The following is a 24,506-nucleotide window of genomic DNA, read 5'->3' as shown; positions in this document are numbered from 1 at the left end:
CTTTACCTGCATAACCAAACTCTTAGAAGGGAAAGAAACTGATCCACGTCCACTGGTTTCGTGATGTAATCGCTCGCACCGGCTTCGATACATTTTTCTCGATCTCCCTTCATCGCTTTGGCGGTGAGCGCAATGATCGGAAGCGACGCAAACTGTTTATCTGCGCGGATCGTTTTCATCGCTTCGTAACCGTCCATATCGGGCATCATTACGTCCATGATCACGATTTCAATATCCGATGCGCTTTTTAAAAGTTCGATCCCGTCTTTTGCGTTCTCCGCAAACGCGACCTTCATCTTGTGCTGTTCGAGAATACTCGTAAGAGCGAAGATGTTTCGTATATCGTCGTCCACGATGAGAACTTTATGACCGATCAATATGGGATCGTTGTGGGAGGCCTCGGTTAAAAGCGCTCTTTGCTCGGGTGAAATACTTTCTTGGGATCTATGCAGAAAAACCGCGGTTTCTTCCACCAGTGCGGCAACGGTTTCCGCTTCTTTGATCGTATTCGTTTTCTTTAATCCTTGAATTTTAATACGATCCTCTTCTCCAAACGCGTTATCGGAATAGACCACGATCGGAATCTGATCGAAACCGGATTGATTGATCTCTTTGACAAGATCGAACACGTTAGAATCCTTCAGTTGTAGAGAAGAAATCATACACTCGAAGGATTCCTCCTTAAGACTTTCCAAAACTTCGCGGCTCGAAGCGGCAACTTTCGCGATTACATCGCCGTTTCCGATCAGTTCTAAAAGTTTTTTACTGTGTTTCCGATCGGAGTCGGCGATCAAAAGATGTCTCGGCTGCGATTGTATGAACTTGCGAACACGATTCAGTTCTCTCTGTAAAGCTGCTTCGTCCACGGGTTTGGCGATATGGCCCAAAGCCCCCATTCTCAAACTTCTTCTCCATTGATCGTCCTCCGATACGATCAGAACGGGAACGTGTCTGAACTTCGGTTCCTTCTTCAGCCAATTGAGGATGAACCATCCGTTCATATCGTCCAGATGAAAGTCCAAAAGAACCGCTTGAACGGAATAACCTTTCAAAAACGAAAGACCCGTTTTTCCGTCCATCGCAACGAGTCCTTTGAATCCGTTGGCTCGAACGCTTTTCAACAATCGTCTCGCGAGGGCCTCGTTTTTTTCGATGATGAGAACGACTTCTCCCGAGAGATTGGAGCGATCGTCCTCGATGACCTCCCTTTGTTTTTGGGAATGATCATCGCCTAATATCGATTTGCCGATAATGTTCGGAATATAGGTTCCGCCTCGATCGTCCAATACCGGAGATTGCACCCACTTCGGTTCGTTCATGTCCTCCGGTTCTAGATTGATCTCGGTGGGAATGTATTCGGCGGGAAGATACAACGCGAATCTGCTTCCTTTTCCCGGTTCGCTTATCAATTGCAATTCGCCGCCCAACAGTCTCGTGATTTCTTTGCTGATCGAAAGTCCGAGTCCGGTGCCTCCGTATTTTCGGCTCGTACTTCCGTCTGCTTGGCGGAACGCTTCAAAGATCAGGCTTTGTTTTTCGGCAGGAATTCCGATTCCCGTATCGGTTACGGAGAACTCGATTACGGTTTTCGCCTGCTGAAGAATTTTGTGTTCTCTGTCCCAACCCGTTACGACCGGCGCGATCCTCAGATCCACGCCGCCTTTTTCGGTGAACTTGAACGCGTTCGAAAGAAGGTTGCGGAGAATCTGCTGCAGTCTCTGTAAATCGGTCGTCATGCGGATCGGCAACCCCGAGTGCAGTTCCACGCGGAACTTGAGTTCCTTGTTTCTCGCCGTTTCGCGAAACGATCGTTCCAGATAATCCGCGAGTTCGCGGAAAGAGATCGCATCCAGATCGACCGTCATCTTACCGGATTCTATTTTAGAAAGATCTAATATATCGTTGATCAATTGAAGCAGATCGTATCCGGAACTGTGAATCGTTTTCGCGTATTCGATCTGTTTCGGCGACAGACTTTCGTTTTCGTTGTCGTATAACAATCGTGAAAGAATCAGCATGTTGTTCAAAGGAGTTCTCAGTTCGTGGGACATGTTCGCCAAAAACTCGGACTTATACCGGGAAGTGAGCGCGAGCTGTCTCGCCTTTTCTTCGAGAGAATGTCTCGCCTGTTCCACTTCCTGATTTTTGCGTTCCACCTCGTCGTTGTTCTTTGCGAGAAGACGCGCTTTTTCCTCCAATTCGTCGTTCTTTTCCTGCAATTCCTCCCTTTGCTTTTTGAGAAGATCTTCTGAATCCTGCAGCGACTTGGCTTGTTCTTCCAGACGTTCGTTCGTTTTGGTCAATTCTTCCTGACGTCCTTGAAGTTCTTCCGTCAAGGTTTGGGATTGAATCAAGAGTTCCTCGGTTCTCATACTTGCCGCAATCGTGTTCAACACGATTCCGATACTTTCCGTAAGCTGATCCACGAAGTTCAAGTGAATGGGAGTGAAGTTCGAGAAGGACGCAAGTTCGATGATCGCCCTGACTTCTCCTTCGAATAACACCGGTAATACGACGATGTTCAAAGGAGCCGCTTCTCCGAGCGCCGAACTGATCTTGATGTAATCCGTGGGCACGTTCGTAAGCATGATTCTTTCCTTTTCAAGAAAACACTGGCCTACGAGACCCTCGCCCGGACGGAATCGGTTCGATACGTGTTTGCGCTCCTGATAGGCGTAGCTTACGAGCAGCTTCAAGGACGGTTCGTTCTCGACTGTCTCCGTAATAAAAAACGCCCCGTGTTGCGCGGAGACAAGAGGTGCCAATTCGGAGAGAATCAGTTTGCTGACGTTCACCAAGTTTCTTTGACCTTGCAGCAAGCGCGTGAACTTGGCGAGGTTCGTTTTGAGCCAGTCTTGCTCGGTGTTGATTCGGGTCGTTTCTCTCAAGTTGCGGATCATCTCATTGATGTTATCCGATAAGGCCGCAACCTCTCCGGCCGCCTTTACCATTACGGTTCTGGAAAGATCCCCTTTCGTAACACCGGTTGCGACTTCCGCGATCGCCCTCACCTGAGAGGTCAAGTTACTCGCGAGCTGGTTCACGTTATCCGTAAGGTCTCTCCAAAGACCGGCCGCTCCGGGGACGCTCGCTTGTCCGCCGAGTTTTCCTTCGATTCCAACCTCTCTTGCCACCGTCGTCACCTGATCGCCAAACAGTCCTAAGGTGTCGATCATGTCGTTGATCGTATCCGAAAGCTCGGCGATTTCTCCCTTCGCTTCCAAGTAGAGTTTCTTTTTCAAGTCTCCGTTTGCGACCGAGGTCACGATCTTCGCGATGCCCCGCACCTGAGTCGTGAGGTTGTTTGCCATGAAGTTTACGGAATCCGTTAAGTCCTTCCAAGTTCCCGCGACACCGCGCACATCCGCTTGACCGCCGAGAATCCCTTCCGTACCCACTTCCTTTGCAACACGAGTCACCTCCGATGCGAACGAGTTCAACTGGTCCACCATCGTGTTGATCGTATTCTTAAGTTCTAATATTTCTCCCTTAACGTCCACGGTGATCTTTTTGGACAAGTCGCCTCGCGCAACCGCGGTCGTTACGTCCGCGATGTTACGCACCTGACCCGTTAAGTTCGACGCCATCGAGTTCACGGAATCCGTTAAGTCCTTCCAAGTTCCCGCGACACCGCGCACGTCCGCTTGACCGCCGAGTTTTCCTTCCGTTCCCACTTCTCGCGCCACCCGAGTCACCTCCGATGCGAACGAGTTCAACTGATCCACCATCGTGTTGATCGTATTCTTAAGTTCTAATATTTCTCCCTTAACGTCCACGGTGATCTTTTTGGACAAGTCGCCTCGCGCAACCGCGGTCGTTACGTCCGCGATGTTACGCACCTGACCCGTTAAGTTCGACGCCATCGAGTTCACGGAATCCGTTAAGTCCTTCCAAGTTCCCGCGACACCGCGCACGTCCGCTTGACCGCCGAGCTTTCCTTCCGTTCCCACTTCTCGCGCCACCCGAGTCACCTCCGATGCGAACGAGTTCAACTGATCCACCATCGTGTTGATCGTATTCTTAAGTTCTAATATTTCTCCCTTAACGTCCACGGTGATCTTTTTGGACAAGTCGCCTCGCGCAACCGCGGTCGTTACGTCCGCGATGTTACGCACCTGACCCGTTAAGTTCGACGCCATCGAGTTCACGGAATCCGTTAAGTCCTTCCAAGTTCCCGCGACACCGCGCACGTCCGCTTGACCGCCGAGCTTTCCTTCCGTTCCCACTTCCTTTGCAACACGAGTCACTTCCGATGCGAACGAGTTCAACTGGTCCACCATCGTGTTGATCGTATTCTTAAGTTCTAATATTTCTCCCTTAACATCCACTGTGATTTTTTTGGACAAGTCGCCCTTCGCGACCGCGGTCGTTACGTCCGCGATGTTACGCACCTGACCCGTTAAGTTCGACGCCATCGAGTTCACGGAATCCGTTAAATCCTTCCAAGTTCCGGCGACATCGCGCACGTCCGCTTGACCGCCGAGAATCCCTTCCGTACCCACTTCCTTTGCAACACGAGTCACCTCCGATGCGAACGAGTTCAACTGGTCCACCATCGTATTTACGATCTTTGCCGTGCGGAGGAATTCTCCCTTTAAAGGTCTTCCTTCGATTTCGAGGGACATGTTTTGCGAAAGGTCGCCGCCTGCTACGGCGCCGATCACACGCATAACTTCCGTATTCGGTTGAACTAAGTTTCCGATAAGAGAGTTAACCGAATCCATACACTTGGCCCAGGAACCGGTTGCAGTTACGGCGCTGATTCTTTTGGAGATCTTACCTTCTTGACCGACTTCGTTGCTGATGCGCTCGAATTCCTGCACCATTCGGTCGTTCTGATCTATGATGTCGTTTATCAAATCCGCGATTTTGCCCGAGATACCCGGCGAATCCAAAGGCATTCTCTGAGAAAGATCGCCGCGTTTGAGCGCGGAGAGAACCTTTAAGATCTGCTTTAAATCCAATGCATCCCGTTCTACGTATTCCGCCACCCTTGTATTTGCCATATCGACACCTCGGATATAAACGTCGGATCATCGTGAATTTTTTCACAAATCTTGATTATGAAACAAAATTGAATATTAAGCAACAATAAACGAATTAAAATCGATCGCATCAACGGAGTTTCATGAAATTTATTTCATTACACTGCAAAAGCGCGTGTTTTTAAATCGGAATGCTCATTAAATATAGAACAAACGGATTAAAAATAAATCAAACGTTTGTTAAACGAAATGGCATTGTATACTTTTTATGAAACGAATTTGAGGAACGAAAGAATTCTATAAGGTTTCTCTCGTTTACCGAACATTTCTCTCTTTAACAAAAGAAAACGAAGAAAAAGAAAACCAGGCTCCCTAAAGAAATCGTCCGCGTATCCGAAAAAAAACAAAGTAAGAAAACTTCGCAATGCGAGCAAACGCTCAAAGTGAACTTCAGACCGTTCTTCCCCGTAAAGCGGCTCCCTCCTTGCCGTTCAGACGCGGACAAGGAGGCGAATCGATATTAACAAATGTTAATTTCTTCCGTAACAAAAACGTAACGAAAAAGCCCGGAAATTGCGAAAAAATCTCGCCATTTTTTGCAACCGAGAGCCCGCTTTCGACTCGGATAAAACGTATGAATTCGAAACGAAAACGCGCTCAAAAAGAAACGAAACAACCCAAACGAAAATACGACGCACCCGACGCGGAACCGGGAGTGCATCCGGGAAGCTCTCACAGAGTTCGGAAACTTCTCCGTTGGTTCGGAAACATCTACGGAAGTCTTTTGTATAAGACCGAGCTGATCGGGATCGAAAACGTTCCCAAAGAAGGGACCGTACTCGTGCTCGTAAAACACCAGCGCAACGACGACATTCCCGTTGGACTCGCCAAAGGACTTTATAAAGCGCGCTGGGACATCTGGGCGATCATGAAGGACTCGATGGCCGATCCTAAATTTTTCGACTTCTTTTTAAAATGCGGGGGAATTCCCCTCAACAGACTCGAACCGCGCAAAAGCAAACGCGACCTTCTTTTTGCAAAGAAGGTTTTGTACAACGGAAATATGCTCGTGATTTTTCCGGAACAAACCACCGTCCCTTATAAGATGGGAAAGGGAAGACCCGGAGCGTTTCGTTTTATCGTCGGAAAACCGGAAGCCCCCCTCCCCGTTTTGTGTTTAGGACTGGACTATAGACCGAGGGGATTTTTTCGTAGAACGAAACTAACGATTCGAATCGGAGAATTGAAGTATCTGAATCCGAATCAGGACCCGGAAGAATTTCTACACGAACGTATGCACGAAATCGCCTCGCTCACGAACATGACATATCCATTCGAATTCAAAAAAGCTAAATTAGAAAGTTTTGAAGAACCGGACACACAGGCGGTCGAATCCATCGTATGAAAATTCCAGAAGCCAAAGGAAGTAAACGCGCCCTTTTAGTGGAGGGCGGCGGTATGAAGGGGGCATTTGCCGGAGGAGCATTACATTCTTTGCATACTCTGGTCTCACCCAAACATTTCGATCTAGTGGTAGCGGTTTCGTCCGGAGCTTGTTCCGCCGCGTATTACGTGACTATGCCCAAACCGGAACCGGAAAAAAGTCTCAAGACTCTCGCGATCTGGTATTTCGAACTTGCCGGAAGAAAGTTGATTTCACCGTTTCATCCGTTCCGCGGAAAAACGTTTCTCGATCAGGAATATCTCGTGGACGATCTGTTCGGTTCGAAATATCCTCTGCCTGCGGAGAATTTCGAAAAGTTCGGCCTTCCCGAATTTCGAGTCGCGGTCAGCAACCTTCAAACAAGAACCATCGAATACGTGCGCGCAACCTCTTCGAATATATTCGATCTTTTGAAAGCGGCCACATCGCTTCCGATCGCGACTCGCGGAAAACACAGAGTCGACGGACGTTTGTATTCCGATGCGGCGGTCCTCAATCCTCTTCCCTTGGAGGATCTGATCGAAGCGGGATACAAAGATATTACGGTTGTCTTAAATTCTCCCGTGGAAAGGGTTTCGCCGCCGTTTAGTATGCTTACCAGTCTTCTTTCCTTTCCTAAGGACTGGAGAATGGCGAAGTTGATGAATCGCTGGCATCATCATCATTTCAATCTCGCACGGGAAGTCGCGCAGAAACCTCCCAAAGGCGTGCGGATTCATACGATTTCACCGGATGATCCGTTGCCCGTAACCCTCGTAACGACGAACGGTTCCAAACTCAAAAAGACGGTGGATCTGGGAATCGATAAGGGAGAAGAAATCGGCAGACTTTTGTTGAAACTGTTTACCCAAAGCAAGAACGGCAAGAAAGCGAGCGAATCGAATGGAACGGGTTCCGTAAAAAAAAGGAACGTCGTAACCGTTTCCAATACGGTCAAAACCGCTAAAAATCGAATTCGTTTAACAAATCCCAAAAAGAAATCGGCGACCAAAAGAAAAAAATCCAAATAGTTCTTTTCTACCGTTCGGACAAAACCGCTTTTCAACAAGAACGGTCCGTGAGAGTATTCAAAGGATCGATTGACGATTCCAAACGAACACCGAGGCCGCGTTATCGCGGACCTCGATAAACTTTGAAACATTAGAGTGTTAGAATATACTCGACTAAGTCCTCCACTTCCGAAACGTTTCTCGAACACCAGGGATGAGGGGCCGCGGGCAAGCCGATCGGCTGTTTGGTTCCCATTTCTTCGGGACCGTATTCCCTTCTCATCTTTTGATAATCCCAGTAATACCAATCCGGATCGTTCGGAAGCGTCACGAAATACTTGTGCCTTTCGATAAAACGGTTCCGTTTTTGACCCGCGTCCGTATTCGGAGATTTGAATACTCGAAACACGTCCCCTTTCCGGTTATGAGGGGGATACGGCTGCGGGAAGTCGGGACCGCCGAGCGGAGGCTGAACAGATGCGTGCAGCGTATATCAACCGTTATCGAATTGCTGAGGCGGTCTCCCTCTTAAACGAAAATCCGGAACAAGACATTCTTTCCATCTGTTACTTTGTGGGATTCAATTCCAAGTCTTCGTTTAACGATTCCTTTCGAAAGATCACCGGAAAAACTCCGAGTCAAACCAGAAGAAAAGCGGCAGTATAAAAAGATCCCGAGTTTCCCCGGGATCCAGTGTGGAAAAGGAAACCTTATTCGAACTTCTCCGCGATCAAAGCGTCTATCGAAAACGCTCCGCCTCCTTCGAACAACAACGCGATCGCGATTCCGATCGCAAGAATGTGGTATTCGAAACCTTCTCCGCCTTGGTTGCCGAACCAGTTCATAAAGAATCCGTGTTCCCTGACAAAGAATGCGGCTCCGATCATCGTCAGCGCGATTCCGAACGCGGAAAGTTTCGTACAAAATCCGAGGATCAAACCGAGCGCACCGAAGGATTCGGCGACGATCACAAGAAACGCGACCAAGGAAGGGATTCCCTGAGAAGAGAAAAAGTTCATCGTGGCTCCGAAGCCGAAACCTCCGAACCATCCGAAAAGTTTCTGCAATCCGTGAGGAAGCATAACAACGCCTAACGTGATTCTCAAACAGGTAAGAATCCAACTGGCTTCCGTATGAAAGAATTTATCGACCATTCAAATCTCCTTAAAGATAGGAGAACTATAGAAAATTTAAACCGAAATGTAAATGGACGGATTTTCTATTTTGTTGTGTTTTTCGTCCGCGATTCCCGAAACTTTTCCGGCGAGATCCCGGACTTCGATTTAAAATACCGGCTGAAATACGCGTTATCCTCGAATCCGAGTTCGTATGATATTTGCGTAATATTCAAATTCGAATGTAGCAGAAGCCGTTTGATTTCGAGAAGAATCCGATCGTGGATGACTGCTTTGACCGACTTACCGAGAGATTCGTGACAGATCCGGTTGAGCGTGTTGGGTGCGATTCCGATTTTTCTCGAATAGAAGGTAGTGTTGCGTTCCCTCAAAAAATTCTCTTCCAATAGACTCTGAAACGAAACCACCGTTTCGGATTTTCCCGAATCCGTTCGGGCGTCGAATCCACGGGCGTATTCTTTTTTCGCCTGATAAAGCGCAACCTGCGTTAATGCGAAAAGCATTTTTTGATCGTTATCCGATACGAACTCTTCCAAAAGTCTTTGAAAGTCGGAGTTCAATCTCGAAACGTCATCGATTCCGATTTTGGACAAACCGGGTGCAAAGGAGAAAAAAGGAAATTCGCGTAAGGAAGAAAGAGTTTCTCCCCGTTCCGAATAGAATTCGGGAGAGATTTTCAACGCGTAACCCTTCACCGGATTTGAAAATTTCCAAGAATGAACCTGACCCGGTTTTAAAAAGAACAATGAGTTCGGCTCGATCGTAAATTCCTGAAAATCGATCGTATGAATGCCTTCTCCTTTCTCAAAGAAAAAAAGCGCAAAGTAAGAATGACGATGCGCGCTATCGTATTCTTGAAAGTTAGGCGGAAGATCCTCCAAACGCCCTATATAGAAAAAACGATCCCGTCGTTCAACGACGTCGGAAAGAGCGAGCATCGGAGGTTTGTTTTTTCTCGGAGACATTTCGTTTCCAAAGAAGCCGTACGGAAAAAAAGCGCAATCGTATAAAAAAAAATCCGGGAAAAATCCCGGGAACGGGTATGAATCTATTCTACCGAGCTGTTTGAAACCGAGTACGGGACGGGAAATATTTTCCCATCCCGTTGATGACTCAGTTGACCGAGTAGTAAAAACGCTCGTGGATGATCTTTCCATCCTTCCAAGTTTGTACGCTTGCTTGCGTCGTTTTGATATGACCCCATTCCTTATGAACGTAATCGATTTCCCATTCGACGACGCTTCTGTTTTTTTCGTCGTCAATGATCGAACTCAGTACGGCCGCGTGATTCCATTTCACTTTGGAAACGAAGTCCTTTTCTCTCGCGAGATTGGCTTCAAAACCTACGGTCGGGTTTTGCGTGTTTTCCTGCATCACGACGTTCGGATGATAGAATTCTTCGAAGGCTTTGATTACTTCTCCGGCAAGAATCATTTCGTTCAGTTTGGTCACGTTCTTCTGGATGGTTTGGGTTTCGGTACTCATTGTTTACTCCTTTTGAATTCTTGCCGGTTAAAATTCGGAAAGAACTTTAGTTGCAATTGCAACTAATACAATTTACGAAAATTTAGTTGTAATTACAACTAAAAAATTTAAACCGTCACCGAAAATGAAGGAAAAAATCTCCAAACCGACCATAGATTCCTGGGCCGCCGGATTGAAATTTTACTCAGCCGCTTCCTCCAAAATCGAATCGGAGCTCGCGAAAACCAAGGCGATTTCCCTTACTTGGTACGACGTTCTCTACTCGGTTTATACGAAACCCAAAAGAAGATCCAGAATGTCCGACATCGCGCAGGAAATCATCCTCAGTAAAAGCGCTTTGACCCGCTCGGTGGACAAACTGGTAGCCGAGGGTTTTTTAAAACGGGAAAAAAGCGAAGAAGACGCTCGGGAATTCATCGTGGAAATCACATCCTCCGGAATCCAAGCTCTCAAAGATTCCTGGCCGATCTACGAAGAAGGAATCCGCGAACTTTTCGCATCCAAGCTTACGTCCAAAGAAACCGGAGAATTGCTTCGAATATTCAGGAAATTGAATCGGAGTTCGTCTTAACAAAAACGTTAAGCGACTTTCTAACGCGGAGAATCGAAACCGAATCCTTTTTCAATGATTCGACGTTCCACTCGAACGAGTAGGTTTCCATCGCGGCAAACCTCGGGAATTATCGAAGAAGATAAAAATGGTTTCCTTATTTCGATTCCTAATTTAAGACATTCCTTATGTTCAAGGCCGGGAAGATCCGTACATATCGATCCGTTTGGATTTTTCCCTTCTTTCTGTTTCTGCAAACCTGCGGTCCGCTTCTCTATACGGAAAAACCTCCTCTCGTCCAAGCGGGAGTTTTGGATCTTCGGCCGGGATGGGATTTTTCTTCCAAGGGACATCTAAGTCTCGACGGAGATTGGCTGTTCGATTGGGGTCGACTTTATTCCGACTTATTGCGGGAAGAGAAAAAGAATTCCTCCCGTTCCGACACGAATCAAGCGATTCCCTTTTATGCGAACGTTCCGGATGCTTGGAACAATTATGGAATGGAAGGAAAAAAGTTTCCGAGCTTCGGCTATGCGACGTATCGTATGACGCTTCTTCTCGAAAAGCCCGAAGAAACGATGGCCGTAAAAATGCTCGAAGCGGCAACCGCTTACAATCTGTACGTAAACGGTGAAAGGGTTTTATCCAGCGGAGAAGTGGGAACCTCTTCGGAATCGAGTCGCCCTTTATATCGTCCCGCTGTCAGCCGTCCGTTCCGTTTGGAGAAAAAGAACGAGATCGCGATCGAGGTTTCCAATTTCGCTCATTCCAAAGGAGGAGTTTGGGCCAAGGTTATTTTAGGGAAACATTCCGAGCTCGTCACGCTTCGGGAAAGAACGATCTGGCTGGATCTTTTTATCACGGGCGGATTGTTGATCGGAGTTTTCTATCATCTCAGTTTATTTTCCCTTTTGCGAAGGGAACTTTCTCATTTATTCTTTGCACTGATAGGAATCGTCGCGATCGTTCGAATCGTTTTAACGGGTGAACGTTTGCTTTATACTTTATTTCCGAAGTTCGATTTCAATCTAGGATACCGTTTGGAACTTCTTTCGGTTTATATCGGCGGTTTCATTCTGGCGTTATTTATACGTTCCATGTTTCCGAACGAATTCAATCGGAAGATTTTGTACACGTTCGGATTCGCATTCTCCGTTCTTTCCCTGAGCGTAGTGGCAACGGACTTGGCTGTTTATTCCAAAACGCTTCCGATCTTCAGTTTGTTCGTATTTCTGGAATGTATCTACATCGTTTACGTTTTGATTCGCGCCATCGTCAATCGACGCGTGGGAGCCTGGATCGGACTGATGATTTGCATTCTTCTGTTTATAATCATTGTAAACGATTTATTATATGCGAATATGGTGATAAACACCTCGTATTTCATCTCGTACGGAATTTCCATCTTCTTTGTAGCGCAGGCATTCATCATTTCGAAACAGTTCGCGATCTCTTTTTATCTCTCCCAGAAACTTTCGGCGGATCTCCAAACGTCGAACGATCGATTGATTTCTTTGGATAAACTCAAGGATGAGTTTCTTGCGACCACCTCCCACGAACTCAGAACTCCCTTGCAGGGAATTATAGGAATCGCCGATTCCCTCAAACGTGGAGCGGCGGGAGAATTGACGCCTTTCGTGGAACGTCAGTTGAAGATGATCGTCGCAAGCGGACAACGTCTCGCCAATCTGGTCAACGATATACAGGATTTTTCCAAGCTCAAACACAGCGATCTCAATCTACGAAGAATTCCGGTCGACATCAAACAGGCGGCGGACTTCACTCTGGAACTCAATCGAGTCAACGTGGATCTTTCCAAAATCCAATTGTTAAACGAAATCGAAAACGACTTCCCTCCTTTGTGGGCGGACGAGGATCGGCTTCAGCAGATTCTCCAGAATTTAATCGGAAATGCGATCAAGTTTACAGAATCCGGCAGGATCTCCGTAAGCGCTAAGATCGTTAACAACCGTTATGCGGAGATCAGCGTCACGGACACGGGAATCGGAATCCCTCTCGATCAACAGGAAAGAATCTTCGAATTTTTTGAAAGAATCAACGCAGGCGATTCCGGAAGCGCCGGAGGAACCGGACTCGGACTTACGATCAGCCGAGCCCTCGTTTCCCTTCACGGCGGAGAGATAAAAGTCGAATCGACTTCGGGCGCGGGTTCCCGCTTCTACTTTACGATCCCGCTCGCGATCGAAAACGAACACTCGAAAGAGTCCAAAAAACAAAGTCGTTTAACAAAATTCGTTTCCTCTACGAGCGCGGAGGATCCGGTACAAAGTCTCATCTCCGCAAGAAACGGATCCGATTCTAAGATTCGAATCCTCGCCGTGGACGACGAACCCGTAAATCTGGAAGTGATACAGAATTATCTTTCCCTCGCAAACATGGAGTGTCTCGTCGTAAAGAGCGGTTTCCGCGCCCTGGAAATTTTGAAACACGATTCCGATTTCGGCGCGGTGATTTTGGACGTGATGATGCCCCGCCTTTCCGGTTTGGAAGTCGCGAAAGAAATCAGGAAGACGTTCGATTCTTTCGAACTTCCGATTCTGATGTTGTCCGCTAAAAACAGGGATTCCGACCTGATCTCCGCATTGAACGCGGGCGCAAACGACTATCTCGTAAAACCCTTCGATTTCGTACAACTGATGAGCCGTATCAACAATCTTCTCGAACTCGCCCAGGGTCGTAAAAAACGTCTTGAACACGAAAACGAAAAACGGGAAGCGATTCATCAGGTCAGACAAAGGATCAACATCGATCTGCACGATCACTTAGGCGCGAAGCTGATCGATCTGAAATTTCTCTCCGAAGAGCTTCTCAGCGGAAAGATACAACCCGATCGAACGCTCATCGAAAAAATACACGGCTCGATCAACCAATCGATCGGAATGTTAAGGGAACAGATGCTCCGTATCGAAGACTTGAACCTCGTCTCCGAAAATTTCATCGCGGGAGTCAACCTCGTTCTCCTCAGACGTTACTCGGACGCTGGAAGGGAAATCGATTTTCGATCCGACGAAGACCTACTCCGTCTTTTCGAATCGCATCGCGACGAATCGGGTCTGATGGAATTTTTCGGAATCATCAACGAGGTTACGAACAACGACCTCAAATACGGAAAAGGAATTTCAAGCTGGGCCTTCTCTTTAGAAAATCATGAAATTCGAATGGATATGAGATCGGAATCGGATTATAAACTCTCCAACGAACGATCCGGAAGAGGAACCGAAAACCTGATCCAAAGGATTGCGAAACTAGAAGGAAAGCTTGAAATGTCCCTTTTAGAAAACGTATATTCCATAAAATTAAGAATTCAAGCCGGCCGTTTTTTAGCGGTTTAATGCAATGGAGGAAACGATGGAAACGAAAGATATTAAGATCGGAATCGTGGAAAACGACGAGAATTACAAAAATCAAATTCTCAAAGTTTTGGAATCCGTTCCCGACGTGGAGGAAATTCTTCACTGGGACTCGGCAGAATCCTTTTGGAAGGATGAAAAAGGAAAGTCATTGGACATCGTTTTTTTGGACATCATGCTTCCCGGCATGAACGGCGTGGAACTTGCCGCAAAACTTTCGGAAAGGGACCCTGCGACGAGCAAGATCATGCTCAGCAATATGAACTCGGACGAGCTGATCTACAACTCCCTTCGCTACGGTGCGATCGGTTATATCCTCAAATCGGAACTCAAGGACATTATCGAGGTAATAGACACCGTTTTACGCGGCGGAGCCATCATCACTCCGACGATCGCGTTTCGAGTATTAAACAACTTTAAATTGAAAAAAGTAGGAGACGGAGTCAAACTTACGAATAAGGAAAAACAGATCCTGGATCATATGGTTACCGGAAAAACGATAAACCGTGTGGCGGAATTCTTGGGCGTAAGCAAATACACGATCCAACATCACGTTAAGAATATATACAAAAAATTGAATGTTCATAACAGGGCCGAATTGGTGAAAAAAGCGAGCGACTTCGGACTATTGCCTATATCCGGATCGGGGCTCGGAAACGAATAAGACCCGCGTCCAAAGACCGAGCTTTAAAACTGGCTTTTCTGACGCGGTTCAAATCAGAATGCCCGGTTTATAAGCATAGTATAACGTTATTTTCGCTTTCGATTCTTCCCTTTCTTTAAACCGAAAATCGAATTCGCAAAATGATTCTTGCAAACTTTTCTCGTCTGAATCATACAAGACGCAGATGCCTAAAACGAATTTCGACATTCTTTGGATCATTCTTTCCTCCGGACTTGTGTTCTTTATGCAAGCGGGGTTTCTTTGTCTCGAGTCCGGTTTGACAAGAACGAAGAATTCGATCAATGTCGCGATCAAAAACATCACGGACTTCGGCATCGCAACCTTGATCTTTTACGCGATCGGCTTCGGTTTTATGTTCGGCAAAAGCGCGGACGGTTTTTTAGGCATCGACACATTCTTCCCCGAGTTCTCCGCTGAAAATCCGAACGTAGCGGTCTTCTTCTTATTCCAACTTATGTTTTGCGGAACGGCGGCAACGATCGTTTCCGGCGCGGTCGCGGAACGGATGAAGTTCGGCGCGTACATCGTAGTAACCGCGGTCATATCGGCGATCATCTATCCCGTATTCGGTCATTGGGTTTGGGGAAAGGATCTCTCTCATTGGGAAACGACAACCGGTTGGTTGGGCAAGATGGGCTTTGTCGACTTTGCGGGTTCGACCGCGGTTCACAGCGTGGGCGGTTGGGTCGGACTTGCGGCGATGAAAATTCTCGGCAATCGTTCGGGAAGATATGCGGAAGACGGCTCGATCCGAAATATCACGGGACACAATCTTCCATTGGCGATGCTCGGCACGTTGATCTTATGGCTCGGTTGGATCGGCTTTAACGGTGGAAGCACATTGGCGTTCACCGGAGCGGTTCCTAAGATCATCGTCAACACTATGTTCGCAGCCGTCAGCGGTATGGCGTCCTCTTTGATTTATGGATGGATTCGTCTTCAATATGCGGAAGCCACTCTCCCCTTAAACGGCGCCCTTGCCGGATTGGTTGCGATCACCGCATCCTGTCACGCGGTCAACTCGATCGATTCCGTAATCATCGGATTTGTTGCGGGAATTCTTATGTTCGAATCCAGATCCCTTTTGGATAGGTTGAAAATCGACGACGCGGTCGGTGCGATTCCGGTTCACCTAACAGCGGGTATATGGGGAACGCTCGCGGTGGGAATTTTCGGAAATTCCGAAATTTTAGGAACGGGCTTGTCCCGCTCCCATCAGATTTTCGTTCAGTCGATCGGAATTCTTTCCTGCGGAGCCTTGGCATTCGGATTGAGCTATGTCGTTTTGAGCGCGATCAATCGTTTTTTCCGCTTTCGCGTTTCAGAACAAAACGAACACAAAGGACTCAATTATACGGAACACAGAGCTACGACCGAACTCATCGATCTTTTTTTGGAGATGGAATATCAAAAACGAACGGGAGATTTGAGCAAGGATCTTTCGATCGAACCGTTCACCGAAGTCGGACAGATCGCGGAACGATACAATTCCGTCCTCGGAAAGATCCGATTGAATATCAAGGAAAAGGAAGTTCTCGCCAAAGAACTCGAGGAAAATTTGAACCTCATCCAAAACGACCTTTCCACGGCGAAAAAAATCCAATCCGGAATCATCTCCCATAAGGATAGAACCTTAGGCGAACTCGAGGTCATCGTCCGCTATCTTCCGTTAAGCGAAGTGGGAGGCGACTTTTTCGACATCATGGAACTGCGCCCCGGTTTGACCCGCGTTTTTCTCGCGGACGCGACCGGACACGGGATACAAGCAGCCTTGATTACGATGGCGATCAAGGCCATCTACGAATCGCTCAAACGAGGAATCTACAGCGTTACGGAAATTCTATATCACCTCAACAACGAGTTCCTGCATACATTCAAAAATTTGAATCAATTCTTCACATGCATCGTTTTGGACATAGACACGAATTCGGGTAACGTGCGTTATGCGTCCGCCGGTCATATTCCTCAATATCTGATCGGACCGGAAGGAATTCAAAAACTCGAAAAGACGGGAAGAATCATCGGAGCCGTTTCGAAAACACAATACACTTCCAAGGACGTAAAAATTTCCCCCGATTCGAAACTCGTGTTGTTTACGGACGGTCTTGTGGAACAATGGAACGTGCATAAAGAGGAGTTCGGCGAGGAGCGAGTGGAAAGTCTGATTCATTCCTTAAACACGCAGTCGATTCGGGAAGGAATCGATTCGATTCTAAGCGAACAAGAAAAATTCTTGTCCGGAGTTTCCAAACAAGACGACATCTCCGTAATCGGGATCAATTGGAAACGGTCTTAAATATGCGTGTTAGATTTTTTCGATAAAGCGAACGATTTGTTTCGACCCACTTCGCTTAACAAAATCTTCCGAATCAAAGATCAATCTTTCGAATCCCCGCCGTTTCCAAATAAACTGTCATAAACTTGCCCCCAGTTTACTCCAAGAATCCGATTTGTCACCTTTCCTTTGTAAGCGGTTCGGCTATAAACGAACTTCAAAACGGAAGTTTTTTCAAAACCGGTCTCTTCCTCGTATTCGTAATTCCAGAGCAGACCTCCGATCAAAGGAAATCCGAAAACTCCGTGATTTTGATAACCGCGAGCCGCTTTCTTTTCGGAGAAATAAGCCAAACCGCCCAAGACGGAGGTCGTTTCTTCCTTATAATATTCGGAACGATTTCGATAATAAAGAATACCAAGACCGCCTAACGTAAGCGCTCTGTTCGTGTCCTTTTCGTGATAGGTAAGAATCGGAGGCGCCAATAAGGAATAACCGTCCTGAGTTTCACCGTATCGATAGATCGGCAAAAAGTTCTGAACCCTTTCGCGCGGGGAATTCAAATAACGGATCCAGAGAAAATTCCAATCCATAACTTGCGGACTCGATTCGTATCCGAGTAAAACTCCTCCGAACACACCCCAACGGGTCCGATCCTTTTCGAACTCCGCGTTGAAAGCGCCCAAAAAGAGCGTAAGTTCTTTTTTCTGTTCCTTGAGATACGTTTCGTAATCCACCAGATACAAAAAGTTATAGCGGTTCGATAAAGAATTCTTTCTTTGATAATAACCCATGAGGAAGAATTTGGATTCTTCCTCATTCGAAGAATTGTATACGAACGGAAGAACAAAGAACGTGCTTTCCTTCAACTTGGAATCGTTTGAAAAATACAAGGACGGAAACAAGTAGAAACTTTTCGTTCCCGCTTCGTCATCCCGTTTGTAGTTCATCAAAATACCGAGAAAATTGGTATGAGAACGGATCAGACCTTTACTTTCGTTATAACTTCTATACGATACGATCGGAACAAACCAGCGATAGGATTCGTATTCCTTATGATCCGCGCTTTTGTAAAAAAAGAGAGGAAAGAAATACGAACTCGTTTCGTGTTCGTCCCGGTTTCCGTTCGTTTCATATCCGAAAATCGCCAATAAAAGTTTGAGAGAGGTCGACTCATGACCGGAATGAAGATACTTCGTGTTTTTGTAATTGGCGAGAAAGAGCCAATCGAATCCCCAAACGTCCTTGCGAACCTTGTCGTCCCGAACGCGGCTCTCGAACGTATGCAGCAAAGGCAAGGGAAAAATCGGATAAAAACGATCCGCGGTAAGATTTCCCCCGCCAACATCCTGAACCGATTTGGACTGTATTAGAAACGTATAATACGAAAACGAATCCACGTAGCCCGGACGAACAACCTCGCGACGATCATACCAAAACGGAAGCAGCATGTTCCGTACGAATCCGGTCTTTCGATCCTCTTTCGATCCCGCGATTAGGAAATAGGAAGTATCGGAAGAATCGGCCGTAGTTTCGTTCGAATAAACGATCGGAATGAGAGTGGAGGAATACGTTTGTACGCCTTTGTCCTGGACCGTTTTGCGGAAAAAGAATAGGGAAAGATTCCAGGACAGGGATTCTCTCTGCGGATCCTTTGCGGAAGAATAACCCCAAATTCCTCCGAGCAAAATTTTGAAATCCGATTCTCTCTTTTGCAGACTCGGAAAATTTCTTGTTTCGTAATTCGCAAAGAACAACCAATCCCAGCCGTTTTTTTCTTCCACGGTTCCTTTGACCGGATCGGCTTCCGTTACGCTTTCATACGTCGACAGGAGCGGAAACGGATAGAAATTTTTTTCATACGTGGACTTAACCTTCGAGTCTCCCTGCACCGCCTTTCTTTGAAAGTGCAGCGGATGATACAATGAAGTTTCGGTTTGTCCGAAGAGATTTCTTTTTTCTTCCCAGTAAAAGAAAGGAGCAAGAGTCACTTTCGAATAACCTTGATTCGGAATCGATTTACGGCTGAACAAAAGCGCCCATCGAGTTTCGGACGAAACGGGAGTCGTTTCCGAAGAATAAAAAATCGGGATCACGGTTGAAGTGGAACTCCATTCTCCCTTATCCAGCTTAGTGGTTCGAAAGAAGAAAGGGAACGCGTGCGAAAACGTCTCCTCTTTTTGTTCCCGCTTGGTATTGGAAGAACCGAATAAAAGCAGGAAATTCCAAGACGTTCTCTCCGGAGACGTGGAACCGTAATATCCGAAAACGAATTTGTATTTTTCGTCCCCTTCCTGCCCCCAAAAAACCAAAGGCAAGGGAAGCACAAGATTCAAATCGGAAACGTATTGTTTCTCTAATATTCTTTTTTCTTCATACGATGAGTAATAAAAAGGACTCAAAACCGAGGACGATTTGGAATTCGTGAAAGAATCCTCTTTGGACGAATACAAAAACAACGGTGAATAAAGGTTTCTTTCCTTAAATACCGAAACGCCTCCCGTTACGCGGTCCTCGTAATTCCGATAATAAAACGGAAAAAAAGCGCTGTATCCCGATCCGGACACGGAATCGTTCTTCGTAAAGATTTCCTCGGAAGCTTGATACAACGGAAACAAAATTCCGTGAAACGAGGAAGCTTCGTACGATCCGGTCTTTTCTTTGGATCTATAATAAAAAATACTCTTCGTTTCGAGACGATCCGCGGCTTCCCTATGCGCGAAAAAAGGAAAGAATCGATACGAAGTTTCCTCTTTCGATTTCGCATAACGGATCAAAGGCCATAGAACCGAATACTCCCTTCTATCCTTTTCCTGCTCCATAACGAACAGAACGATTCCTAAGGATCGGATAAAATCTTCTCCCTTCTTCTGCTCCGCATACAAAGGAAAAATTACGCGGTAGGATTCGTCGCCGACCGTTCCCCAAAACGTAGGCAACGGAAGAGGAAACGCAAAGATCCGATCGTTGTTGTTTTTTCCCCAAGTAAACCAGCCCAAAGGAAGAATGCGGAAGTGTTTCTTATCGTCTCCCGATTGATAACTGGCGATTCCGAACAACGCTTCCCACCCGAAATAATTTCTTGAATTTTCTCTCGCCAGCTTTTTATACGAGGCGAAGTTGGATCCCGTCGGAAGCGGCGACTTTTCCTCTTCTCCCACGACCGCAAGACGCACTTCTTTCGTCGTTTCGTCCTTCTTACCTTTTTGAACCTGCGGAGCGATCGGGGCCGCTTCCCTTTTTGTTTCATCCGAAAAGAACGTCAGAGGATTGGAAACTTCCTTTCTGAGCGAAACGCTGAAGATATTGTAGATGAACGAATAATCCAAGTCGACGTAAAATTCCTTTCCGCTTGCGCTCGACTTCAAAGACGCGTCGAACTTTCCTCCGGTTTGCGAAATCGAAATCCCGCCGAAATACAATTCCAGATTTTTGTTCTTTTCGTAATACTTAAGATAAGCGGGAAGAAGGATGTCCCCTCTCGATTCCTTGCTCTTCCATTCGAAATACAAAGGAACGACAAAGCGGGAACTCGTTTTCTCCTCCCTGTTTTCGGAAGAATAATACAACAACATCCAATCCCGGTCCACATTCGGAGAGCGCAATCTGTAATGAAGAGGACTGAAGGAAACGTAGTTTTTATCGTCGCCACCGATTCGATAATAAAGCGGAAGCCAAAGATTATATTCATTTTTTTGATAGTAGTGCAGCGGTAAAATCGTACGGGCGGTCGTCTCGCCGCCGGAATCCTTCCAACGATAGAACAATCCCGCCAACCCCAAAAAGGAAGATCCGTCTTTTTCACGGGAAGAATAGTAAAAAGGATAGAATCTCGTCAACGAGGAAGTATTCGAACTGTAAGTATGATATCCTAAAAGGAAAAATTCGTCTTCAGCCTCGCTTGCGTATTTGTAAAACAAGGGAGCGAAGGTTTCTTTGTACGTTGCGTCTTCGGTTTGAAAGAACAAAACGAGCGGGATATGTAAGTAGGAATTCTTCTTATGAAAGTAGAACGGAAAAAAGAGAGAAGAGCGATATTCTCCCTTTTCATCCCGGGTCCAATACGCGTTCAACACAAGCGTTTCCGACTCGAGCTTTCGAATATGCCGATACATCGGAAGAGGCAATAAAAAATACTGCGTAAAATCGTCTCCATCCTTCGCGTGATGATAGATCGGAAACAAGGTTAGGTGAGAATTCTCTTTGTAAAAAACGAACGGAAAACTGACGAGTTCGGTCAGCCCCTTGCCTCTTTCCCGTTTGTAATATGTGTTCAGGTAATAATCCTGATGCACGTCCTCGGAACGATATCGATAATAAAAAGGACCGCCGCGGTTGTCCCCTCCGTCCCCGTCCTTCCAGGAAAAATAAAAAGGCGCCAAGTGTTTATACTCGTCCTTTTTATAAAACCAAAACGGAAAAACGTTAAACGAAGTCAGTTCGTCTTTGGTTTTACTCCAATATGTGTTTAAGATTAACGTTTCAGTCTCGTCTTTCCCGATCCGGCGATACACGAACGGAAGATAATATTGTCTGAAATCGTCCCCTTCATAAGAATGATGATAAAACGGAAACAGGGTAAGATAGGAATCCTTTTTGTAAAACGCGATCGGAAACACGGTTAAGTGAGAATTCTCTTTGTAAAAAACGAACGGGAAAAACGTAAGCGCTCCGTCGTTTTGATTCTTCGTTCCGGACCAATAGAACAAAGGCAGAATCCGAAAGTAACTCCAATCCTTTTCTTTTCCCCATTGGAACAAAAGGAAGTTTCGAATTTTATAATTTTCTCCTTCGTCTCGGAGATACAGAGCCAAGGGAGCCAGAAGAAACGTCGACGATTCTTCCTTGAGAGAAATCGTCTTCGATCTGTATAAGAGTGGAACGGGTAAAAATACGAAATTCTCGTACGAATCGTTCGTCGTTTCCTCTTCCTGAAACCAAAGCGGAGAATACAAAACAAACTTCTTCGAGTTGATATTCGACTTGGATTGATGAAAGAGAGGAAAGAACGTAAAGGAATAATCCTCTCTCGTTTTGTAATTCGTATAATGCAGCAACGGAAAGAAGTTGAAGAATCTTTTTTCCGTATCGTGGCCCCAGCGAAACAAAACAAGGTGTGTCTTGGATTCCTGGGCGCTTTCCGTATTGAAATACAAAGCCGGCAGAATCATCGTATGCGTTTCCCGAAGTCCGTTGGTCAACTCGACGTTGCGGGTAATCAGCGGGAAAAATCCCGGAACCATCCAGAAATTCTTTTCAAACCCCGGACCCGAAGAATTGGAATTGTATCCGAGCCAAAAGAAGTTCGTGTTCTCCTTATACCCTACCCCTCCGTTTGCTGGTTGAACCGTATTCCGATAGTAGAAAGGCGATAGAAACGTTTTTTCCTCGACCCCTTCGGCTTCCACGCGCCGAAAACCGGCAAACGGGAACAGATATTCGAGACTCGCCTTTCCGGACTTAGCTTCGATTGAATTATAAAAAGGGAATATTCTAAATTGCTTAAATTTTGGATAATCGGTTTTTCGGATAAACCAGAACAGATGCCAGGAGGAATGTCCCTCCCATTTTTCCACGTCCCAAAAAAGCGCGCGGACCGGATATTTCTCCTCCTTTTCGCTTCCGAACAACTCCTGCTTTTCGCGGACGAGTTCGTCGAAAGGATCTTCCGTTTGCGATTTCTTCTGCGCCGTCAAAATCCCGGGCAGTAAAAGAAATATCGTCAGAAGGATTTGATTTCGCATTCTGATAGGAAAACAATTCTTAGGGTTCGATTTCAATCGTTTTCTTTTTTCCTTTCTCTCCGGAAAGAATCCGAATTTTCTTTTTCGGAACTCCCAGCTCTTCGGATAAGGCCGCGATAACGGCGGCGTTCGCCTTTCCCTCGAGAGCCGGTTCTCGAACCGCCACCGTAATCGATCCGTCTCCTTCCTTTCTCAAAAAAACCTTTTTCGAGTTCGGTTTAACGTGAATCGTGAGTTTCATTTCTTCTAAGCGGCGCGGTTCTTTCTGCGGAATCTTCCCACTAACAGATATATCCCATCCACTCGAAAAACGAGACTCGAAGCGAAAAAAATCAGAATCGCCGGAAGGATCACGATGCACAGATTGATTCTCGAAGCCTGCGCGTAGCCGATTCCCTGAGAGTCCAAGTAATTTAGAATGGGAGAATATAAGAATATTTGATGAAAGAATAGAACGCTCCCCAATAACAAAAACGGCACCGCCATTTTGGAAATTTTTTTCAAGAGTTCCGGCCAGGGGAATTGGACCTTATGCCGTTTCAAAAAAGTTCCCAAAAGCAGAAACGTAATCATCGCTGAAATCGCCGAAGAAAGCGCGATCGCGGAATGTTTTAAAAACCAAACCAAGGACAGATTCAAAACGATATTGATCGTAAACGAAATCGACTGGATACGCAGCGGGGTTTTCGTATCCTGAAACGCGTAATACGAAGAAATCAATATTTTATTGATACTGAAAAACGGAATCGCCAAAGAATAAAATACGAGCGGCAGCGTCGCGGTGTGTGTGGCGATATGATCCCACTTCCCTCCGAAATAGATCGAGTCCAAAATCGGTCCGGCAAGAAAGACCATTCCGATCGCGGCGGGCACCGTTAAAAATAATGCGAACTCGAGCGCGCCTGAAAGTTCGTGACCGATCGCCGACCATTCTTCCCTTTTTAAGGATTGCAAAAGCGCGGGAAGGATCGTCGTCGCAAGCGCCACTCCGATGATCCCGGTCGGCAGCTGAACCAGTCTTTGCGAGTAATCCAAACTTACAACCGCCCCGAGTCCGGGGTTTTGATTCTGCACCCAGTTCGCCAAAAAAATATCCACGAGAAGACCGAGTTGATAAAATCCTCCTCCCAACGCTGCGGGAAGCATCAACCGAAAGATCTTTTTGATCGCCGGATGTTTCCAGTTGAAATTGATCTTCGGCATGTCCTTCTTTTTCCAAACATACCAAGCCTGAACCGCGAACTGCAGAAAACCTCCCGTAACGATCGCGGAACAAAGAACGATCACACGTTCGTGCAGATCGTCCACAAACGGAAACAAAAAGAAAAACACGAACAGATAACTGAGATTCAAAATGATCGGGGAAAGGGACGGAACGAAGAAACGGTTCTTGGAATTGGAGATCGCCATAAAAATCGACGACAAGCTCGCCGTAACGATTAAGAAAAACAGAATATACGTAAGTTCGATTACCAGATCGGAATATTCCTTCGTGCCTCCGACTAGGATCGGAAGGAAGACAGGAGAAAAAAGAAACATAACTCCCACGAGAAGCGAAAGGATAAAAAACAAAAACGAAAGAACGGCGCCGCTCATCATTTTCGCCTCTTCTTCTCCGATCTTGCCCGATTCGGAATACAAGGGCATAAAGGACTGGGAAAGAGTTCCTTCGGCGAGCAGGTTGCGGAACATGTTCGGTAAACGATATGCGACCGAAAACGCGGAGGCGACCATTCCCGTTCCGAACGAAACCGCCATAAAATGGTCCCGGATCAATCCGAGGATTCTGGATAAAAAGGTATAAAACGAAAGTGCGATGCTTCGCGATGCGGCGTTAGACAA

The 24,506-nt window shown here is 46.4% G+C and carries 13 protein-coding genes and 2 pseudogenes; 7 read left to right on the top strand and 8 right to left on the bottom strand.

Features of this window, described 5'->3' with window-relative positions; all coding sequences use genetic code 11:
- Positions 1-2 precede the first annotated feature (2 nt).
- Complete coding sequence (locus LFX25_RS07655) at positions 3-5,006, bottom strand: hybrid sensor histidine kinase/response regulator (protein ID WP_238729723.1); 5,004 nt, start codon at positions 5,004-5,006, stop codon at positions 3-5.
- Positions 5,007-5,619: 613 nt separating this feature from the next.
- Between LFX25_RS07655 and LFX25_RS07650 the strand changes: the two genes are divergently transcribed.
- Together LFX25_RS07650 and LFX25_RS07645 are read left to right on the top strand one after the other, a co-directional pair.
- Positions 5,620-6,390 carry a lysophospholipid acyltransferase family protein gene (locus LFX25_RS07650; protein WP_238729722.1) on the top strand — a complete coding sequence of 257 codons (771 nt, stop codon included), beginning with the start codon at positions 5,620-5,622 and terminating at the stop codon, positions 6,388-6,390.
- Positions 6,387-7,439, top strand: a complete 1,053-nt coding sequence (locus tag LFX25_RS07645) for a patatin-like phospholipase family protein (protein ID WP_238729721.1) — start codon at positions 6,387-6,389, stop codon at positions 7,437-7,439. The genes LFX25_RS07650 and LFX25_RS07645 overlap by 4 nt, the downstream gene beginning before the upstream one ends.
- A 130-nt stretch (positions 7,440-7,569) precedes the next feature.
- Here the strand turns inward: LFX25_RS07645 and LFX25_RS07640 are convergent.
- Positions 7,570-7,911 (bottom strand): annotated as a pseudogene (locus LFX25_RS07640) (hypothetical protein); the annotation flags it as partial.
- Here LFX25_RS07640 and LFX25_RS07635 point away from each other — a divergent pair.
- A pseudogene (locus tag LFX25_RS07635) lies at positions 7,908-8,084 on the top strand (helix-turn-helix domain-containing protein); the annotation flags it as partial. The pseudogenes LFX25_RS07640 and LFX25_RS07635 sit on opposite strands and share 4 nt — an antisense overlap.
- A 44-nt stretch (positions 8,085-8,128) precedes the next feature.
- Here LFX25_RS07635 and LFX25_RS07630 read toward each other — a convergent pair.
- The 3 genes from LFX25_RS07630 to LFX25_RS07620 all read right to left on the bottom strand — a co-directional run bounded on the left by LFX25_RS07630 (position 8,129) and on the right by LFX25_RS07620 (position 10,039).
- Positions 8,129-8,572 carry a DoxX family protein gene (locus tag LFX25_RS07630; RefSeq protein ID WP_238729718.1) on the bottom strand — a complete coding sequence of 148 codons (444 nt, stop codon included), beginning with the start codon at positions 8,570-8,572 and terminating at the stop codon, positions 8,129-8,131.
- 65 nt (positions 8,573-8,637) lie between these two features.
- Positions 8,638-9,519: a helix-turn-helix domain-containing protein gene (locus LFX25_RS07625; RefSeq protein WP_238729717.1), complete on the bottom strand. Its 882-nt coding sequence runs from the start codon at positions 9,517-9,519 to the stop codon at positions 8,638-8,640.
- 148 nt (positions 9,520-9,667) lie between these two features.
- On the bottom strand, positions 9,668-10,039 hold the full coding sequence (locus LFX25_RS07620; RefSeq protein ID WP_238729716.1) for a SnoaL-like domain-containing protein: 372 nt from the start codon (positions 10,037-10,039) through the stop codon (positions 9,668-9,670).
- A 124-nt stretch (positions 10,040-10,163) separates the two neighbouring features.
- Here LFX25_RS07620 and LFX25_RS07615 point away from each other — a divergent pair, with 124 nt between their 5' ends.
- From LFX25_RS07615 to amt, 4 genes are all read left to right on the top strand, one after another.
- Positions 10,164-10,610: a MarR family winged helix-turn-helix transcriptional regulator gene (locus LFX25_RS07615; protein WP_238729715.1), complete on the top strand. Its 447-nt coding sequence runs from the start codon at positions 10,164-10,166 to the stop codon at positions 10,608-10,610.
- Between the two features lie 167 nt (positions 10,611-10,777).
- A complete protein-coding gene (locus tag LFX25_RS07610) occupies positions 10,778-13,942 on the top strand; it encodes an ATP-binding protein (protein ID WP_238729714.1) in 3,165 nt (1,054 codons plus the stop codon).
- A gap of 16 nt (positions 13,943-13,958) precedes the next feature.
- The gene (locus LFX25_RS07605; RefSeq protein WP_238729713.1) at positions 13,959-14,624 is read left to right on the top strand and encodes a LuxR C-terminal-related transcriptional regulator; all 666 of its coding nucleotides are present in this window, start codon (positions 13,959-13,961) and stop codon (positions 14,622-14,624) included.
- 184 nt (positions 14,625-14,808) lie between these two features.
- Positions 14,809-16,941 carry an ammonium transporter gene (amt, locus tag LFX25_RS07600; RefSeq protein ID WP_238729712.1) on the top strand — a complete coding sequence of 711 codons (2,133 nt, stop codon included), beginning with the start codon at positions 14,809-14,811 and terminating at the stop codon, positions 16,939-16,941.
- Between the two features lie 80 nt (positions 16,942-17,021).
- On the opposite strand, the gene LFX25_RS07595 is transcribed toward amt, so the two are convergent.
- From LFX25_RS07595 to murJ, 3 genes are read right to left on the bottom strand one after another with little or no spacing between them, the layout of a single operon-like run.
- Positions 17,022-22,664 carry an LA_1737 family protein gene (locus LFX25_RS07595; RefSeq protein ID WP_238729711.1) on the bottom strand — a complete coding sequence of 1,881 codons (5,643 nt, stop codon included), beginning with the start codon at positions 22,662-22,664 and terminating at the stop codon, positions 17,022-17,024.
- Positions 22,665-22,683: 19 nt separating this feature from the next.
- A complete protein-coding gene (locus LFX25_RS07590) occupies positions 22,684-22,905 on the bottom strand; it encodes a DUF167 domain-containing protein (RefSeq protein WP_238729710.1) in 222 nt (73 codons plus the stop codon).
- Positions 22,906-22,910: 5 nt separating this feature from the next.
- Positions 22,911-24,506: a murein biosynthesis integral membrane protein MurJ gene (gene murJ / locus LFX25_RS07585; RefSeq protein WP_238729709.1), complete on the bottom strand. Its 1,596-nt coding sequence runs from the start codon at positions 24,504-24,506 to the stop codon at positions 22,911-22,913.

The organism is Leptospira sanjuanensis, assembly GCF_022267325.1.
GTDB classification, from domain to species: Bacteria; Spirochaetota; Leptospiria; order Leptospirales; family Leptospiraceae; genus Leptospira; species Leptospira sanjuanensis.
This window is presented reverse-complemented; position numbering and strand designations above follow the sequence as displayed.